At 74.1% G+C, this 17154-nt stretch carries 14 protein-coding genes; 4 read left to right on the top strand and 10 right to left on the bottom strand.

The window, feature by feature from the left end; genetic code table 11:
* Positions 1–46: 46 nt before the first annotated feature.
* Both QOZ89_RS15875 and QOZ89_RS15870 read left to right on the top strand, forming a co-directional pair.
* Entirely contained in the window at positions 47–1189 is a 1143-nt protein-coding gene (locus tag QOZ89_RS15875; protein WP_071054903.1) for an AIM24 family protein, read from the top strand.
* Positions 1190–1305: 116 nt separating this feature from the next.
* The gene (locus QOZ89_RS15870) at positions 1306–1632 is read left to right on the top strand and encodes a DMT family transporter (protein WP_071054901.1); all 327 of its coding nucleotides are present in this window, start codon (positions 1306–1308) and stop codon (positions 1630–1632) included.
* Positions 1633–1840: 208 nt separating this feature from the next.
* Here QOZ89_RS15870 and QOZ89_RS15865 read toward each other — a convergent pair whose 3' ends face one another.
* The 10 genes from QOZ89_RS15865 to QOZ89_RS15820 all read right to left on the bottom strand — a co-directional run bounded on the left by QOZ89_RS15865 (position 1841) and on the right by QOZ89_RS15820 (position 13136).
* A complete protein-coding gene (locus QOZ89_RS15865) occupies positions 1841–3748 on the bottom strand; it encodes a DUF2207 family protein (RefSeq protein WP_071054899.1) in 1908 nt (635 codons plus the stop codon).
* Between the two features lie 13 nt (positions 3749–3761).
* Positions 3762–4337: a LemA family protein gene (locus tag QOZ89_RS15860; protein WP_071054897.1), complete on the bottom strand. Its 576-nt coding sequence runs from the start codon at positions 4335–4337 to the stop codon at positions 3762–3764.
* A 53-nt stretch (positions 4338–4390) separates the two neighbouring features.
* Entirely contained in the window at positions 4391–4828 is a 438-nt protein-coding gene (locus tag QOZ89_RS15855; RefSeq protein WP_071054895.1) for a type II toxin-antitoxin system death-on-curing family toxin, read from the bottom strand.
* A gap of 2 nt (positions 4829–4830) precedes the next feature.
* Positions 4831–5025 (bottom strand): ribbon-helix-helix domain-containing protein, encoded by a 195-nt coding sequence (locus QOZ89_RS15850; RefSeq protein ID WP_241842471.1) that lies wholly within the window; start codon positions 5023–5025, stop codon positions 4831–4833.
* Positions 5026–5230: 205 nt separating this feature from the next.
* Positions 5231–6664 (bottom strand): 4-hydroxyphenylacetate 3-hydroxylase family protein, encoded by a 1434-nt coding sequence (locus QOZ89_RS15845; protein WP_071054891.1) that lies wholly within the window; start codon positions 6662–6664, stop codon positions 5231–5233.
* 23 nt (positions 6665–6687) lie between these two features.
* A complete protein-coding gene (locus QOZ89_RS15840; protein WP_241842470.1) occupies positions 6688–8109 on the bottom strand; it encodes a dihydrolipoamide acetyltransferase family protein in 1422 nt (473 codons plus the stop codon).
* Positions 8106–9113, bottom strand: a complete 1008-nt coding sequence (locus QOZ89_RS15835) for an alpha-ketoacid dehydrogenase subunit beta (protein ID WP_198543665.1) — start codon at positions 9111–9113, stop codon at positions 8106–8108. The genes QOZ89_RS15840 and QOZ89_RS15835 overlap by 4 nt, the downstream gene beginning before the upstream one ends.
* A 173-nt stretch (positions 9114–9286) precedes the next feature.
* Positions 9287–10411, bottom strand: a complete 1125-nt coding sequence (gene pdhA, locus QOZ89_RS15830; protein WP_071054888.1) for a pyruvate dehydrogenase (acetyl-transferring) E1 component subunit alpha — start codon at positions 10409–10411, stop codon at positions 9287–9289.
* Positions 10408–11607, bottom strand: a complete 1200-nt coding sequence (locus QOZ89_RS15825; RefSeq protein WP_131804245.1) for a prephenate dehydrogenase/arogenate dehydrogenase family protein — start codon at positions 11605–11607, stop codon at positions 10408–10410. The genes pdhA and QOZ89_RS15825 overlap by 4 nt, the downstream gene beginning before the upstream one ends.
* Positions 11604–13136 (bottom strand): wax ester/triacylglycerol synthase domain-containing protein, encoded by a 1533-nt coding sequence (locus tag QOZ89_RS15820; protein ID WP_312624125.1) that lies wholly within the window; start codon positions 13134–13136, stop codon positions 11604–11606. Before QOZ89_RS15820 ends, QOZ89_RS15825 begins: the two co-directional genes overlap by 4 nt.
* Positions 13137–14263: 1127 nt before the next feature.
* On the opposite strand from QOZ89_RS15820, the gene QOZ89_RS15815 reads away from it, so the two are divergent.
* Positions 14264–15529: a wax ester/triacylglycerol synthase family O-acyltransferase gene (locus QOZ89_RS15815; protein WP_241842469.1), complete on the top strand. Its 1266-nt coding sequence runs from the start codon at positions 14264–14266 to the stop codon at positions 15527–15529.
* Positions 15530–15682: 153 nt separating this feature from the next.
* Positions 15683–17131 (top strand): MFS transporter, encoded by a 1449-nt coding sequence (locus tag QOZ89_RS15810; protein ID WP_083420167.1) that lies wholly within the window; start codon positions 15683–15685, stop codon positions 17129–17131.
* Positions 17132–17154 lie beyond the last annotated feature (23 nt).

The following is a 17154-nucleotide window of genomic DNA, read 5'->3' as shown; positions in this document are numbered from 1 at the left end:
TCAACAGGCCCGCCGCTGGCCCCGTCGTGGCTGGAAGGACGACGTCATGAGCTACCCACCGCCGCCGCCCGGCCACGGCTACCCGCCTCCCCCCGGAGGGGGCTATCCGCCCCAGCCCGGCGGATACCCGCCGCCTCCCGGTGGCGGCTACCCACCACCCCCGGGCGGTGGGTTCCCGCCGCCGCCCGGCGGCCCCGGCGGGTTCCCGCCGCCGCCCGGCGGGATGCCGCCGGGCATGCCGCCCCCGCCCGGCGGGATGCCCCCCGGTATGCCACCCCCGCCCGGCGGGATGGGCGGGATGGGCGGCAACCCGAGCGCCGGGATTCGCAGCTCGCTGCTGGACAACCCCGAGGTGGCCAGCGCCGAGCGGTTCACGCTGCAGAACGGCAAGATGCTCAAGGCCACGCTCGGCGCCCAGGGCATGCGGGAGTTCTTCGCCCGCGCCGGCTCGATGGTCGCCTACCAGGGCGCCGCCCAGTTCGACGGGCAGTGGGAGGGGTGGGCTGGGCACTTCAGCCACCTCTTCGGCGACGGCGAGGGCCTGCACCTGATGAAGGTGTCCGGCGCCGGCAGTGTCTTCCTCGCCTACCAGGCGCAGGACATCTTCCTGCTCGACCTGGACGGCCGCGACGGCCTGACCATCGACGGGCGCAACGTGCTCGCGTTCGACATGAGCCTGAACTGGAACATCGTCCGAATCCAGAGCGACGTCGGCATCGCGGGCGTCGGCAGCTACCAGGTCGAGCTGACCGGTTCCGGCAAGGTCGCGCTGTGCACCACCGGCGCGCCGCTGGTCATGCGGGTGACCCCGCAGAACTACTACTTCGCGGACGCGGACGCGGTCGTCGGCTGGTCGAGCGGACTGCAGGTCTCGATGGAGGCCGCCGTGACGTCCTCGTCGGCGTGGAAGCCGCGCGGCAACACGGGCGAGAGCTGGCAGATGTCGTTCGCCGGCGACGGCTACGCGATCATTCAGCCGAGTGAGCTGCTGCCGCCGTACCAGGCGCTGTCCGGCAACGGGCCGGCCGGGCTGTTCGGCATGGGCCAGGGCGGCTTCGCCGGCAACCGGCTCGGCGGGCAGGGCAACCCGCACGGCTCCGGCCAGCCCGGCCACCCGCAGGGGGGCCTCGGCGGCGCCCTCGGCGGCCTGTTCGGCCAGCCCGGAGGGCCCGGCGGTCGCCCCTGGTAGCCGTCCGGGCGACCCTCGCGACCGCGTCCCCGTGGTCGCGAGGACGTCGGCTGAACGCCGCGTGACATGGCCGGATCAGCCCCGCGGCCAGCGGATTCGCGGACTAGGGTCGGATAGTGACCGCGGCTGTGCAGCTCGCCCTGGCCATCGTGCTGGAGATCGTGGCGACGACCGCGCTGCGGCAGTCCAACGGCTTCACCAAGCTCTGGCCCACACTGCTGGTCGCGACCTGCTACCCGGTGTCGTTCTACCTGCTCTCCCGGGCGCTGCGGACGATCTCGCTCGCGGTCGCGTACGCGATCTGGTCCGGCGTCGGCACCGCGATCGTCGCCATGATCGGCGTGCTGGCCTTCAAGGAGGAGATGTCCGTCCTCAAGGCCAGCTGCCTCGGGCTCATCATTGTCGGCGTCATCGGCCTCCAGCTCGGCGGCAGCCACCGCTGAGCGGCTCGCCCGCGGCCGGCCCCGAGTGCGGCCGTGCCACGCGCGCCCGGTCGGCCGGGAACTCGTCGCCGGTTCGGCCGGAGACGGAGCAACCCGCCCGCCGTGCGCGGCGTCCAACCTGGCAGCGTGCTTCCCGCGCAGGCCGCAGACGGGAAGCACGCCGCTGTTGGCACCGCCGCGGCTCGGGAGCGGCGGTGCCAACAGCCCCCTACGACGCCCAGACGCTGGGCCGGTCGCGGCGCGGCTGGTCGTCGGGCAGGCGGCTGACCGCGGTCGACAGCAGCCAGGGCAGGCTGTCGGGGTGGAGCGGGCCTGCCCTGTTCTCGACCCGCACGCTTACCACGCGGTCCCCGCTGCGGGCGATGGCCCACCGGTCACCCAGATAGGCCTCGTCGCCGATGCCCGCGAGCGGTGTGCCGCCCCGGCGGGAGCGCAGCGCGAGCCGGGCGGCCAGCCCCGTGCTGACGAGGACGGCCGCCGCCTGGCGGCCGTCCGCCTCGAAGAGCTGGATCGACGCCGGCATCGGTGTGGCGATCGGCGACGCGAGCGGCGTCACCTGCCTGGCCACACCGCGGCTGACCTCGTCGGCGGTCAGCAGCGCGCCGGCCGACGGCACGCCCACGCCGGTCCTGGTCCGCCGCGGACCGGGCCGGGCGACCCCCATCGCCTCGGCGACGAGCTGCTCGGTGGCGTCGCCGGACGTCGGCTCGAGCAGCTGGCGGGCCCGGCCCGGCTCGACAACGGTGATCTCGAGGACCCGGCGGGTCCACGGCCGGGCGGTCAGCCGCACGACGTCACCCACGTGGTAGCGGTCCCACAGCTCCCGCGGGGCGCCCCAGGCGGTCGTGCCGGGATACCCGGAGCCGTCCGTACCGCCGTCGTCGACGGCCAGGTAGTACAGCCAGGGCACGCTGTCGCCGTCGTCTCCGCTGGAGTTCGACCGCCAGGGCGCGTCCCACAGCACCTCGCCGGTCAGGGTCACCGGCGAGGACACGTCCGCGGCGACGCGGAACAGCCGATACACCCCCCGCATCACCAGGTAGAGGCCGAGCAGCAGGCTGACGAGCCAGAGCAGGTCGTGGATCTGGCCCGCCAGGCCGTCGACGACCCGGCCGCGGTAGTTCAGCACGGCGATGCCCGCGACGAGGCAGAAGGAGGCCCAGACGGCCAGTGGGAGCGGCTTCATGCCGTACCGGCCCCACAGGCTCGGATAACGCACCCGGACCTGGTGCCAGCCGCCACCGAACGACGACCACACCAGGGTGCGGTCGCCCATCCCGAGGTCGACGGCCTCGTCGCAGACGCGGGTCACGCCGAGGGCGCTGCCGTAGGACAGGTAGCGGTCCCAGACGGCGACCGCGGCAGGCGGGAGCTCGGCGAACGCCTCGTCGCCGCGCAGGAACTCCCGCAGCCCCAGCCAGCGCGCGGCCACCGCCCGGCCCGCCGGGGTGTCCCGCTCGCCCAGGGACACGTTGGCGATCCCGGCCAGCACCAGCAAGGTCACGATCGTCACCGGGGCGGCCGGGTTGTCATGGGGATGCGCGCGGTGGTCGTAGTGCAGCGTCGCGACGAGCACCGCGAGCGTCGCCGCCGCCGCGGCCACCATCAGCACGGTCTTGATCTGGCGGGAGAACCGGCGGCGCGTCAGCCCGCGCCGGCGGGCGTCGGCGATCACCTCGGCCTTCAGCCGCCGGGACCAGGCCTTCGCCTGTCCGGGGTCGCGGAAGGTGAGCGCGGTCATCGGGACCACCCCGCCGGTGGCGAGGCCCTTTACCCGGTCGAGGACGCGTCGCTCATAGTTCGTGAGGCCGGCGTCGCTGTCGTCGCCTGCCTGCCTGGGCAGGTGGATCGTCGTCTGGCGCGGGTCGCCACCGGGCTGGCGCAGCTCGAGGCGGCGGCGGGCGGCCAGGTCGAGCAGGGTCGAGCGGGCGGCGTCGCCGGTGTGCTCCCAGCCGTGCGCGAGCAGGCTGACGACGGCCGGCGGCTCGTCGCCGCCGAAGTCCTGCGTCGGCGCGGTGGGTGAGACGCGGCGTGGCCTGGTCAGCAGCACGAAGGCTCCGAACAGTGCGAACCAGCCGACGATCGCGGCGATCGCGAGGCCCAGCTCGAAGCCCATCAGCCGAGGCCCATTAGAACTGGACGCGGATGTCCGCGCGCTCGGCCTCCGCCGCCTCGAAGAAGGGCTCCTGGTGGAAACCGCCGAAGGCCGCGACGATGTTCGTCGGGATGGACTGGACGGCCGCGTTCAGTGACTGGACGGCGCTGTTGTAGAACTGGCGCGCATAGGCAATCTTGTTCTCGGTCTCGCCGAGCTCGCCCTGCAGCGGGAGGAAGTTCCGGCTGGCTTTCAGATCGGGATATGCCTCGGCGACCGCGAAAAGCCGGCCGATCGCCTGGGTGAGCATTCCTTCGGCGGCGCCGCGCTGCCCGGGGCCTTGCGCCGCCGCCATGGCGCCTGACCGCGCGGAGACGACCGCGTCGAGGGCGGCGCGCTCGTGCGCGGCGTACGCCTTCACGGTCTCGACCAGGTTGGGAACCAGCGACTGGCGCCGCCGGAGCTGGACGTCGATCTGCGCCCATGACGACTGGACCTGCGTGCGCAGCCGGACCAGCCGGTTGTGGGCGCGCACCGCCCACCAGGCCAGCCCGACCACGACCAGGACGACGACACCGCCGACGACCGGCAGCAGGACGGAGGGGCTCATCTGCGATCTCTCTGTGTGGAATCTCTCTGTGTGGAATCGGAGCGCTGCGGTGCTCATCTGCTCGTGGTGTGCGGGCCGGTCGTGGACCGCGGGCCGGCCCTCCGGGACGCGTGAGGCACCGCGAGCACAACCAGTCGATCGGCAATCTCTTCCAGGTCGGCCTTGCCTTGTGCTGCGTCCATCACCAGGTCGAAGGTCGCGTCGTCGGTCATCTCCACGGCTAGTCCATTGAGATCGAGGAAGACGGCTACGGCGAGCCAGGCGAGCCGTTTGTTCCCGTCGACGAGTGCGTGGTTGCGGACGAGTGATTGCAGCAGCGCGGCAGCCTTGAGTGTGACCGTTGGATAGGCGTCCCGTCCGAACGCGCTCGATCGGGGGCGGGACGCGGCCGCGTCGAGCAAACCCACATCGCGTACCGGGCCGACGCCGAGAGCGCGGATGAGCGCGAGCAGATCGTCGAGATCAAGGTAGATGACCGGGTTCGCCGGCATCGTCACACTGTGCCGAGACGGTGCAGGACGTCGCCCCAGCGTTCGATCATCCGGTCTGCGCTGTCCTCAACCCGAGCGGCGTGGCCGGCACGTTCGTAGCGCTCCAGTACCGCCCGTCGGATGATCTCCTGGCGGGACGTTCCCTCGGCGGCGGCCAGCACGGTGAGCGCGCGCTCCAGTTCGTCATCCGTTCGCACGGTCAGAGCCATGGCCGATACGATACCGAGTTGATACCAAGAGCGTCATCCGGCTTGGTCGCGCCGGCCGTCGAGCGAGTCCCGGCCGTCGGCCGAATGCCGCGTTGTGGGCAAGTGCTGTGCCCGCGCCACTGGTTGTCCGCGGTCCGCGGTCCGCCGTCGCGGGTGACGCGGGTGAGGCGAGAGGCGGTGCTCGCCGGGCGGGTCAGGGCAGGACCGAGGCGACCAGGGCGAAGTCGGCGTCGCGGGCCGCCTGGCGCTGGGCGAGCTGCAGGAAACGGCCCGGCGAGCCGAGGTAGAACCGCTCGTACAGGTCGGAGCGGCCGGCGAGGCTGGTGCCGACGAAATCCCAGGCCAGCCGGAACAGCGCCGTCCGCTCGTCGGCGGGCAGGCCGTTCGCGCCCTGGTAGTAGCGCTCCACCAGCGGGCGCAGCAGTGGGTTCGCCAGCTCGGCCCGGGTCGGGGTGGCCAGCAGGCTGTGGCTGCCCAGCAGCTTGATGATCTCGGTCACCCGGGGGAACCAGCGGGGCAGGGTGGGGCGCAGGGCCGCGAATGGGGGCTCGGCGCAGAACCAGGTGCCCGACCCCCACTCGTGGGCGCCGGCCTCCGCGGCGATCAGCGTCGACCGGGTCAGCTCCAGATAGCTCCAGATCTCGCCGAGCATCTCGACGGCCGCGGGGCTGGTGTTGTTGACCGCCTCGGCCATCCTGGTCGCGAGCTCCCAGGCGAACTGGAGTTTCGAGATGGCCCGGATCGTCGTCTGCTGCATGACGTTCGCGGTCCAGCCGGACCGTTGCATCACACGGTTGTACAGATCCACGTCGCCGTCGAGGAACACGCGGTGGCGCGGCACCTCGACGTCGTCGAACACGATGACGGCGTCCTGCTCGTCGAACCGGCTCGACAGGGGCGCGTCGGCCGCCGGCGCCGGCGAGGAGTAGCTGTCCCGGCAGAGCACCCTCAGGCCCGGGGTGGCCATCGGGATCGCGAAGATCACGGCGTAGCGCTCGTCGCCCTCGGCCAGCGGATAGCCGGGGTAGACGAAGATCTCGTCGGCGAACGGCGCGAGGGTCGCCAGCGCCCGGGCGCCGCGCACCACGATCCCTTCCGAGGTGTCGGCCACCTTGTGCACGACGACCTCGCCGCCGCCGGCGGCGGTCTCCGGCAGCGACCGGTCGACGGTCGGGTTGACGATCGCGTGGGTCAGCGCCAGGTCACGGGACATGACGTGGCGTTGATAGGCGAGCAGGTTGGCCGTGCCCTCGTCGTTGCCGCCGCGCCTGAACACGTCTGGGCGCCCGGCGAAGCCGGCGAGCGTGACGTTGAGATAGTCCGGGCTGCGGCCCATGAGCCCCAGGGTGCGCCGCGCGATGCCGGCGATCGCGTCGTGCCGGCGGGCCAGGTCCGCGGCCGAACGGGGGATCAGGTGCGTGACCGCGACCGTCTCCCCGCTCTCCGGCTCCACGGCCAGGTACTGGTCGGGCCGCTCGTGCTGCAGGTCGAACAGGCCGGCGAGGGTCCTGGCGGCGCCGGCCGTCCGCGGATGCGTGGTCACGTCGGCCACTCGTTCGCCGTCCAGCCAGACCTCGCGGTCGTCCAGCAGTCCCTCCAGGAACTCCTTACCGGTTCGCGCGCCCATTTTCGGTACCTCGTCCTTCTTTCCTACAGCTCGGTGATCATGAGGAGTGGCTGCTCGACGCAGTGGGCCAGGAAGGTGATGAAGCCGGCGACCGGCGCGCCGTCGCAGGCGCGGTGGTCGAAGGCGACGGTGAGCTGAGCCACGCGCCGCGGGCGGATCTCGCCGTCGACGACCCACGGCCGCTCGGCGATGCGGCCCACCGCGAGCTGCGCGACCTCCGGATGGTTGATGATCGGGACGGCGCCGTCCGTGCCGAGGGCGCCGTGGTTGTTGAGGGTGAACGTGCCGCCGGTGAGCTCGGTGGGCACCAGCGAACGGTCGCGGGCCCGGGAGGTCAGCTCCCGGAACCGTTCGGACAGCCGCGGCGCCGTCATCGTGTCGGCGTTCCTGACGACGGGGACGACGAGGCCCCCGGCGCCGTTGACCGCGAATCCCAGGTTGACCGACGGATACCGGACGATCTCGCCCCGCGCGGTGTCCACGGTGGCGTTGAGCTCGGGATGGCGCGCGAGCCCCGCGACGCAGATCCTGGCCAGCAGGCCCAGCACGCTCACCGGCCGGTCCGGACTCCGGGCGTTGATCGCGTCGCGGGCCGCGAGCAGGTCGGTGAAGTCCACGTCGCGCCAGGCCGTCGCCTCCGGGATCTCCTGGCGGCTGCGCACCATCCGCTCGACGACCACGCGCCTGGCCGCCAGGGGGATCCGACGGACCGCCGGTGCGGCGGGCGGCTCGGGGGATGCCGGGGGATGGCCCTCGGCGCGGCCGGCCGCGGCCAGCAGCCGTTCGACGTCGGCTCGGCGGACGATGCCGTCGGCGCCGGTGGTGGGCACCGCGGCCAGATCGAGGCCCGCGGCCTGGGCGAGCCGCCGAACCACCGGCGAGATGACCCTCGGCGCGGTGGTCGCGGTGGTCGCGGTGGTCGCGGTGGTCGTCTTCGGAGGCCTCGGTCGCCTGGCCGGGACGGGTTCCATCGCGGCGGGGCCGAAGCCGACGAGCGCCGGCGCGGCCATCGCCGGAGCCTGGCGCGGAGTCTCGCCCACCGCCCCCGGCGGGCCTGTGACCGGCGGGTGCGACGAGTCCGGGACCCGCGGGCGTGCCGGCCGGGCCGGCTGGTCGGTGCCCGTGGCGGTCCGCTCCCGGACCCGCACGAGAGGAGAGCCGACGGGAAGGACGTCGCCGGCACGCCCGTGGCGGGCCTCGATGATCCCGGCGTAGGGACAGGGGACCTCGACGAGCGCCTTCGCCGACTCCACCTCCACGAGGGGCTGGTCGATCTCGACCTGGTCCCCGACCTCGACGAGCCACCGCACCACGACGGCCTCCGTCAGCCCCTCGCCGAGGTCGGGGACGGCGAACTCGGCGACTCCGCCCATGCCGCCGGCGCCGCCCGCGCGGGCGGCGGTACCTGTCGGGGCCGCGGGGGCTGCCTCACGCGAACCGGTCATGACGTCCGGCCCCCCGGCGGGTCGAGCCAGCGGGTGTCCGGCTCGTCGTCCCACTGCAGGCGCTCGAACGCGGCCAGGATGCGCGCGACGCCCGGCTGGTGGTGGTGCTCCAGCTTCGGGGCGGGGTACGGGACGTCCCACCCGGTCACCCGCAGGACCGGCGCCGCGAGCGAGTGGAAGCAGCGCTCCTGGACGCGCGCCGCGATCTCCGCGCCGACCCCGGCGAATCCCTGGGCCTCGTGCAGGACGACGCAGCGGCCGGTGCGCCGCACGCTGGCGACGACCGTGCCGTCGTCGAACGGCACGATCGACCGCAGGTCGACGACCTCGACATCCCAGCCGCGCCCGGCGGCGGCCTCGGCGGCCTCCAGCGCGACCGGGACCGTCGCCCCGTAGGTCACGACCGTCACGTCCCGCCCGGCCCGGCGCAGCGCGGCCCGGCCCAGCGGCTCGGCGCGGGCGGGCAGGTCCACCGGCGACCGGGTCCAGTACAGCCGTTTCGGCTCCAGGAACACCACCGGGTCGGGATCGTCGATCGCGTCCCGCAGCAGGGAGTAGGCGTCCGCGACGGTCGCCGGGGTCACGACCTTCAGGCCCGCCGTGTGCGCGTAGTACGCCTCCGAGCTGTCCGAGTGGTGCTCCACCGCGCCGACCCCGCCCCCGTAGGGGATGCGCAGCACCATGGCGGGCCGGAGGCGGCCCGCGGTCCGTGCGCCCAGCTTCGCCACATGGCTGACCACCTGCTCGAACGCCGGATAGGCGAACGCGTCGAACTGCAGCTCCACGACCGGCCGGAGGCCGTACATCGCCAGGCCGACCGCGAACCCGACGATCCCGGCCTCCGCCAGCGGCGTGTCGAGGCAGCGCCGCTCGCCGAAGGCGGCAAGCAGCCCGTCGGTGACGCGGAAGACCCCGCCGAGGCGGCCCACGTCCTCGCCGAGGACCAGCACCCGTTCGTCCGCCGCCATCGCGTCCCGCAGCGCCTGGTTGAGCGCCTGCGTCATGGTCATGGTCACCGTCGACGCCGGACCCGCCTCGTCCCCGTCCGCGTCCGTGTCCGTGTCCGGGGCCAAAGCCGCCAGGGCCGGCGGAACATCGGCCTCTCCGCGAACCCGCCAGATCCGCTCCGCCGAGCCGGCGGGCGCCCTGGACGGGACCGCGGTGGATCGGCCCGTGGTCATCGCGCGCCCTCGCCGTCCGCGCCGAGTTCGGACAACAACGCCGCCCGCTGCTCCGCCAGGACGGGCGGCGCGGCGGCGTAGACATGGTCGAACATCTCCGTCGGGGCGACCCGCGCGTCGTCGGCCACGCCGGCCCGCACCTGGGCGGCGAGCGTCTCCGCCCGCGCCGCGACGGCCGCCTCGGCCGCGTCGCCGAGCAGGCCGCGCCCGCGCAGGTACGCCCGCAGGCGCTCGATCGGGTCGCGCACCCGCCACATCGCCACCTCGTCGTCGTCCCGGTAGCGGCCGGGGTCGTCCGAGCTGGTGTGCGGTCCCATCCGGTAGGTGTGCGCCTCGACCAGCATCGGCCCGAGGCCGGCCCGGGCGTGGCCCACGGCCTCGGTCAGCACCGCCAGGACGGCCACGGCGTCGTTGCCGTCGACCTGCTCGGCGCGTACCCCGTAGCCGACGCCCTTGTAGGCCAGCGACGGCGCCGCGCTCTGCCGGGAGAGGGGGACGCTGATCGCGTAGCGGTTGTTCTGCACCAGGAAGACCACCGGAGCGCGGAACACCGCGGCGAAGTTCAGCGCCTCGTGGAAGTCTCCCTCGCTGGTCGCACCGTCGCCGAGCAGGACGAGCGCGACCTCGTCCGTGCCCTTCCAGCGGGCCGCGACGGCGAGGCCGGTGCCGTGCGGTGCCTGCGTCGCCAGCGGTGTGCTCATCGGCGCGCACCGATGGGCGAGGGGGTCGTAGCCGCAGTGCCGGTGGCCACGGACCGGGGCCAGCACCTCCAGCGGGTCGACGCCCCGGGACAGCAGCGCGCCGCTGTCCCGGTAGGTCGGGAACAGCCAGTCGCCCGGGCGCAGCGCCAGCGCCGCGCCGGCCTGGCACGCCTCCTGGCCCGAGGACGACGGGAACGCCGCGATCCGGCCCTGCCTGGCCAGCGCCGTGGCCTGGGTGTCGAAACGGCGGACCAGCGCCATGGCCTCGTACGCCCGGACCGTCAGCTCGTCCGACGGCGGCCGGTAGCCGCCGTGCTCGTCGACCGGCTCGCCGGCGGGGTCCAGGAAACGAATCGGCGACGGCGAGGGGAGCAGCCCGGCGACGAGTTGGCCGAGCCCGCCGGTGGCCTCGGTGGTCATGCCGACAGCCGCCCGTTGACGCCGCTGAGGTGGTCGACGCCGCTGAGGTGGTCGTCGACGGCCGCCCGGGGGGCGGGCAGGGCCTTTGCCGCCTCCAGCCGGCAGCGGCCCGTGTTCCCCAGCCGGAACAGCGACTCGACGACCGGCGCGGTCCCGTTGCCCTGGGCCGCGCCCGCGCCGAGGGCGTCCCGTACCGCGCCGAGGTCGGCGACGACGTCGGCGAGCAGGTCGGCCAGCGGGGAGGCGTTGGCCTCGACGATCTCCGTCCACAGGTCGGCGTTCGCCCCGGCGATCCGGGTGAAGTCCATCAGGCCGGGACCGGCGAGGCGGGCGAGGTCCTCCGGCATCGTCGCCAGCCGGGCCGCGAAGGCGCTGGCCACGATGTGCGGCAGGTGGCTGAGCAGGCCGAGCGCGAAGTCGTGCGTGCGCGGGTCGAGCCGCGCGACCCAGGCGCCGCAGCCGATGGCCACGAGGCTCGCGTGCCGCTGGGCGAGCCGGGACGTCACCGCCGACGGGGTGATGACCCAGGGCCGGTTGGTGAACAGGTCCGCCACGGCCCACTCAGGACCGCCGCGCTCGCGGCCGGCCACCGGGTGGGCGCCGCAGATCCGGGACATGTCCGCGCCCAGCCGCTCGGCGTCGGTCAGCGGCTCGACCTTCACCGACGCCGTGTCGCTGAAGGTCGCCCCGGGGAGCAGGCGCTGCCAGGCGACGAGCGTCTGGCCGACGTCGCGCGGGGGGACGGCGATCACGACATGGTCGACGGCCTGTCCGGCGCTCGCCGCGAGGTCGCCGGCTCTCGCCGTCAGCTCGTCCGCCGCCGGGTCGTCCGCTGCGCCTGCCTGGCGCGGCCCGACGACGCCGGCCTGGCGGGGGTCCGGGAACGGCCAGGCCCGGCCGGCGCCGCGGCGCGCCGCCACGGCCGTCTGGGCCGGGTTCCGGTCGTAGAGCAGGACGTCGGTCCCGTGCCGGCTCAGCGCCATGCCGACCGACGTGCCGATCAGGCCGGTCCCGACCACCAGGACCCGCAGGCCCGCGAGGTCGGCGAGGTCGGCGGTGTCCACGAGGTCGGCCGCGGACGCGGGAGCCGCGGAGGCGGGAGCCGTGGGGACCGGGGCGGTGGGGACGGGGGACGCGGTGTCCGGGCCTGGCGCCGTCACCACAGTGAGATCAACCAGGCGCGCATGCATGGTCATCGCTGAACCGCTCTTTCGTCGCTGTCTGGTCTGCCTGACGGTCCCGGACCGGCGGTCGACGGATCCGCCGGCCGCGGGCCGGAGTCCATGGCGGGTGGGTCGAAGGAGTGGGGGGTGGCCGGGCGGGTCGGCCCGGCGAGGCTGCTCACCGGGCCGGCCACCGCCCCGTCCGAAGGGTTGGGGCGGATGCCGCCCGCGGCCTCGAGGGCGTCGAGCTCGGCCGCGAACAGGTCGGCCAGGCGTGTGTGGCCGGGCACCGAGGCGTCCGTCGAGAAGCCGACGCGCACCTGCCTGTCCAGCCCGCTGAGCAGGACCGCGAGGCGTTGGCCGGCGGGGACCGGCGGCACGGGGACGGCGTCGACGACCGGCCGGCCGAGGATCTCGAACGGGCCGGTCAGGCCGGCCGGGTTGGACGCGGTCAGCGCGAAGCCACGGGTGGCGATCCCGGTGGACAGCGCCGCGGTCCGCAAGGGCGCCGGGACCGTCCAGAGGAAGAGGCGCTCCGCGACGCCCGGGGCCCCGTGCCGCTTGAGCCGGATGGTCTGCCGACGGATCGCGTCGACCCGCCCGCGCATCGACGCCTCGCCGTAGGGCAGCGCGATCCGCACGGTGGTCAGATAGTTGCTCACCACGTCCCGCTGGGGCGCCAGGCGGGTGCTGACCGGCATCGCGGCGTGTATCGCGCCGCGGCCGCCCGCCGCCCGGCGCGGCCGGCCGGTTTCCGGGGGACACCAGGCCCGCAGGGCGCCGGCGAGTGCGGCGAGGAAGATGTCGTTCACGGTCGCTCCGTACGCCCGGCCGATCGCCCGCAGCCTGGCGAGGTCGATCTCCAGCCACGCGTGGCGGGTCCGCCCGGTCGGAGCCGCGGCGAGCGGGCCGATCGCGGTCGTGCTGGCGAGCCAGCCGAGCGAGTGCGCGGCCGCCCTGCCGACCGCCAGGAGGCTGTGACGGCGCCTGTCCGGCAACGGGCGGGGAGGTTCCCGCCGCGCCTCCTGGCCGGGCGGGCCGAACAGTTTCCCCAGCACCAGGTCCAGCGCGGCGCCGTCCATCCGGGCATGGCTGCCGCGGAAGAGCACGGCGAAGCCGTCGGGGCGGTCGCCGTGGAGCAGCCAGAGCTGCCACGGCGGGGCGTCCATCGAGATCTCGATGGTGGACAGCCGCTCGATCGCCTCGCGCAGCCCGGCGAGTCCCGAGCCGGCCGGCACCCTGCATTCCTGGACGTGCCGCGCCGGGTCGAAGGCGGTGTCGGCTGTCCAGACCAGGCGGCCCCACCCCGCCGGGGCGACCCGGTGCGTCAGTGGCGGAAAGGCGCGGGCCCGGTCCGCGACGAGGTCTCGTAGCTCCTGGATGTCCGGCGCCGGGCCGTGACCGACCAGCAGGTTCCCGACCGCGAGCCGCGTCCGTGGATACGCCCGCTGGTATCCAAGTGTGATCTTGTCGACGGCGGTGAGTGCTCGCCCGTCCGCGTGGCCGTCGGCGCTTGCCGCGGCCCGCCCGCGCGTTTCCGTCTCGCCGCTCGCCCTTGTCATCGCGGACCGCTCCGGATAACGCCGACGGTTCGCCGCGCGATTTTCACGACTGGCTCCCTTGGCTGGGCTGGAAACGGTTTGCATCCGGCATGCTGGGGCGGGGTGCAGACCCGTGCGGCGATGCCGGCCGTAAACCGAACGACGAGGATGAATATAGGTGCGTCGCGGCCCGAGCACCCGGGAAAGCCCTGGTACGCGGGCCCCGGGGTTTCCCGGGCTCGCCTAGGGGCGGGCTCCCAGGCTGCCTGGGAGAGGTTCGGCGCGACTGGCGGCCTGACCTGCGGAAATGTCATTGCCGGCGGCCCGCGACGGAGCTGGGAAGGCTGGCGCCCAGGTGTTGGCAACCCTGGGTTGAAGACAGATACTGGACAGCGCGTGCAGGCGGGCGGGGAGGGTGATGTCGGCGACGCGACAGCACGGGTACTGTTTTACGACTACCTATGGCGGGAGGCCGAGGTGTAATAGCGCCGTGAGCGCGGACTCCGCCGGAGATTGGCGAGGGTAAGGGTTCCGGACCGGCCACCGGTCCGCGGTCACGGGCCGAGCCTTGTCGGCCGAGTGCCGATGATCGTGAATGGTGCATGGAAACGGGCGCCCGGCGGGCCGGCCGAGAGCTATTCCCGGGAGGCCGCGGGAATGCTTCCAGACGCGCCGTCAATCCGCTGGAAGGCTTGCCCAGTCCGGGGCCGCCCGCCACCGCGGCCCGCACCGGTCAGGCGTCGAGGCAGGCGAGTACCGCGAGGGCGCGCCGGTGGTCGTCCCGTTCCGGGGGCAGGCCCACTGTCGGCACAGCCCGAAGGGATCTTCTGGGCCCCGCGGGTTTACCGGATCCGCACCACCTCGCGGCTGCCTGTTGGTGCGTCAGTAGGCTGCTGGCGCAGTACAGCCCATACAGGGCGTTACGGTCACGCGTGGTTACCGGCCTCGGCCGGCCGAGGTGGAGAACCCTCCCACGCGGGGCAGGCCTGGCGCCGGCGTAGGGCCTGCGTCGCGAGACGGGGGTCGGGATGCGCTCTGAATCCACGGCTGGCTCTGAGTCCATGGGTGGCTCTGAATCCGATGGTGGCGCGGAATCTCTTGAAGGCGCGCACGGGGGTGGCCGGCCGCTGAGCCGGATGGACCGGTACATGCTCGACTTCCAACGGGCCTATCCCACCCGTCCGGTCAGCGTCAGCAGTTACCTGCTGCGGCTGGCCGGGTCGCCGGATCTCGACCAGGTGCGGGCCGCGGTTCTCGACCGCGTCCGGGCGTTCCCCGCGCTCACGGAGCGGCTGGTGGAGCGCCGTGGCCGCGCGCCGCGCTGGGAGCCCGGCGGGGTGATCGACGTCACCCGTCACGTGCGGGAGTACCCGCTGCCGGCGGGTGCGACCGAGAACGACGCGCGGGCGGAGGCCGTGCGGCTGTCGGGGGTGGTGACGCCGCTGGACGGGCCGGCCTGGGAGGTCGGCCTGCTCACCAGCCCCGGCACGGGCGACGTCCACATCATCTTCCGAGCCAGCCACGTCTGGGTGGACGGGCTCTCGCAGAACCGGGTGTTGACGTACCTGTTCGGCGACGAGGCCACCGCGATGGCCGGCCCGGCCTGGATACGGCCCGGGAAGCTCACGCCCGGCATGCTTGTGTCGGCCGCGCGACGCCAGGCCGCCAGCTGGGCCGGGCCGTCCGGTGGGCTCGCGGCGCTCACCGGCCCGGGCGGCGGTCGCCCCAGTGTGGGCTGGGCGTCCATCGGGGTCGACCGGCTGCGCGCGGTCGGCCAGGCCTACGGGGCTTCGGTCAACGACGTCTACCTGGTCACGGTGGGTGGGGCGCTCGCGGCCTGGTCGTCGCCGGTTGGCCAGTCGCCGGTGCGGGCGGTGCTCTCGGTCAGTGCCCGGCGCACAGCCGAGCGCTCGATACTCGGCAATGCCTTCGTGGCGACCCGGGTGGCGCTGCCCCTGGAGCTCGCTTCTCCGGCCGAGCGCTTCGAGCAGGTGCGCCGCCAGACTGCTCCCTACAAGGGGGGCTCGAGCGCGAGCCTCGGCGAGCGCTTCTGGTCCGACCGGGTACCCAGCCGGCTCGGGCGCCGGACCATCGGGGGCGGCCAGGAGCTCCGCACGGCCGCGGTGAACACGACGAACCTGGGGCCGATCCCCGGGCCGCTGGCGGTGGCGGGAGCTCCGGTCATCACGGCGTTGCCGGTGCCGGCCGTACGGGAAGGGCGCCGGCAGGTGGTCATCACGCTCGGTGGCCTCGGGCGGACGGTCACGGCCGGCTTCACCGTGCCGGCGCCGGGCGGCGAGGAGCTGGCCGAGCTGTGGCTGGCCGAGATCGAGGGCCTGGAACGCGCGGCCGGGATCGTCCCGGTGATGGACGAGGCCGTGGTCACGCTGGCCGCGGGTCCCGCGCCGCGCTGATCCCAGGGGGTGGGCCGGGCGTGTCCTCTCGGCCCAAATGCCTGTCCTCGCGCGTCCCGACCTGAGGCAGGCAAACGACGCATGTCACGATGGCGCCTGGCCGGACAGCAGGGCTGAGCACACGATGCCGCAGGCCAGGGAGGAGACACGGACGTGGTGATCGAGGCCATGCCGCACACGGCCGCCGAGACAACCCAGGTAGTCAGGTTCCGCGCGGGCGCGCAGTACGCGCTGCTCGCCGGCCCGCTGTTGACGATGCTCGACTCCAGCATCGTCAACGTCGCGGTCGAACCGATCGCCCGGCAGACGGACACGTCGCTGCCGACGGTGCAGTGGATCGTCAGCGGCTACCTGCTGGCCCTCGGCACAGGGCTCGTGCTCACCTCCTACCTGTCGCGGCGCTTCGGCACCATCCCCACCTACACCGCGTTCCTCGCCGCCTTCACCGGCGCGTCGGCGCTGTGCGGGGCGGCGCCGGGCGTGGGCGTGCTCATCGCCGCGCGGGTGCTGCAGGGCCTCGCGGGCGCGCCGCTCGTGCCGCTGGCGATGTCGATGCTGCTCGGCGGGTCCGGCGGGTCGAGGCGCATGTCGCCGGCCGCCGGCGTTCTGCTCTTCCTCGGCCCGGCGCTCGGCCCGAGCGTCGGCGGCATGCTGCTCGGCGCGATCGGCGGCGGCGAGGGCTGGCGGGCCATCTTCCTGATCAACGTGCCTATCGGGCTGCTGGCCGTCGCCGCGGCCCGGCGGCTGCCCGCGAACCTCGGGCCGCCGGCCCAGCCAACGGCCCGGCCCGACCTCGCCGGCCTCGGCCTGCTCGCGGTCGGGCTCGTCGCTGTGTTCTACGGCGTCGACCGGATCACCCGAGGCGCGTTGACGCCGCCCGCGACCTGGGGGCCGATCGTCGTCGGCGTGGCCGTGCTCGCCGTATACGCGGTCCGGTCCGGCCGGGTCCCGTACCCGGCGCTAGACCTGTCGATCCTGCGCCAGGGGTCGGTGGCGCTGGCCTTCACGCTGTGCGGGGCGGCGTCGGTCGCGGCCTGGTCGATCGTGTTCGTGGTCCCGATCTTCCTGGAGTCGGGCCAGGGCCATTCGGCGTTCATAACCGGTGTGGCCCTGCTGCCGCAGGGGATCGTGACCGGCGTCGGCACGCTCGCCGGTGCGGGCGCCGCCGCCCGGATCGGGGTACGCCCCACGGTCCTCGGCGGGTTCGCCCTGCTGGTCGCCTCCAGCGCGGGCCTGTTCGCGATCGGCGCGGAAACCCCGCTGTGGCTCACCGGGCTGATCCTCACCCTCCGCGCGGCGGCGGTCGGGCTGGTCATCACACCGCTGGTCCTGGTGGCGACCGAACCGCTGCGGCCCGAGCAGCAGGCGGATGCGAACACCGCCTTCAACGTCGTCCAGCGGGTTCTCGGCTCGTTCGGGATCGGGGTCGTCGCGACCCTGTTCACCCATCGCAGCGCCCACGCCGGGCAGGTGCCCGCCCTGCACACCGTCGCCATCGCGATCACCGTCCTGGCCGCCGCGGCGGCGATCGCGGCCCTGTTCCTCCCGGAGGCCCACACGGAGGACCTGCTGGCAGTGGGCAGGCAGGGCGACGGCGGGTAGCCCGGAACCTGGCTCGGCGGACC

The sequence above is a fragment of the Pseudofrankia coriaricola genome, from assembly GCF_032027725.1.
Classification (GTDB): Bacteria; Actinomycetota; Actinomycetes; order Frankiales; family Frankiaceae; genus Pseudofrankia.
Note: the sequence above shows the minus strand (reverse complement) of the source record. Positions and strands in the feature narration are given on the sequence as shown.

Excerpts from the sequence above, each read along its gene's own strand:
- QOZ89_RS15825 (WP_131804245.1), bottom strand. The coding sequence starts at position 11,607 with ATGACCATGCATGCGCGCCTGGTTGATCTCACTGTGGTGACGGCGCCA.
- QOZ89_RS15845 (WP_071054891.1), bottom strand. The coding sequence starts at position 6,664 with ATGGGCGCGCGAACCGGTAAGGAGTTCCTGGAGGGACTGCTGGACGAC.
- pdhA (WP_071054888.1), bottom strand. The coding sequence starts at position 10,411 with ATGACCACCGAGGCCACCGGCGGGCTCGGCCAACTCGTCGCCGGGCTG.
- QOZ89_RS15815 (WP_241842469.1), top strand. The coding sequence starts at position 14,264 with ATGCTCGACTTCCAACGGGCCTATCCCACCCGTCCGGTCAGCGTCAGC.
- QOZ89_RS15875 (WP_071054903.1), top strand. The coding sequence starts at position 47 with ATGAGCTACCCACCGCCGCCGCCCGGCCACGGCTACCCGCCTCCCCCC.
- QOZ89_RS15865 (WP_071054899.1), bottom strand. The coding sequence starts at position 3,748 with ATGGGCTTCGAGCTGGGCCTCGCGATCGCCGCGATCGTCGGCTGGTTC.
- QOZ89_RS15835 (WP_198543665.1), bottom strand. The coding sequence starts at position 9,113 with ATGACGCAGGCGCTCAACCAGGCGCTGCGGGACGCGATGGCGGCGGAC.
- QOZ89_RS15840 (WP_241842470.1), bottom strand. The coding sequence starts at position 8,109 with ATGACCGGTTCGCGTGAGGCAGCCCCCGCGGCCCCGACAGGTACCGCC.
- QOZ89_RS15860 (WP_071054897.1), bottom strand. The coding sequence starts at position 4,337 with ATGAGCCCCTCCGTCCTGCTGCCGGTCGTCGGCGGTGTCGTCGTCCTG.
- QOZ89_RS15820 (WP_312624125.1), bottom strand. The coding sequence starts at position 13,136 with ATGACAAGGGCGAGCGGCGAGACGGAAACGCGCGGGCGGGCCGCGGCA.
- QOZ89_RS15855 (WP_071054895.1), bottom strand. The coding sequence starts at position 4,828 with ATGCCGGCGAACCCGGTCATCTACCTTGATCTCGACGATCTGCTCGCG.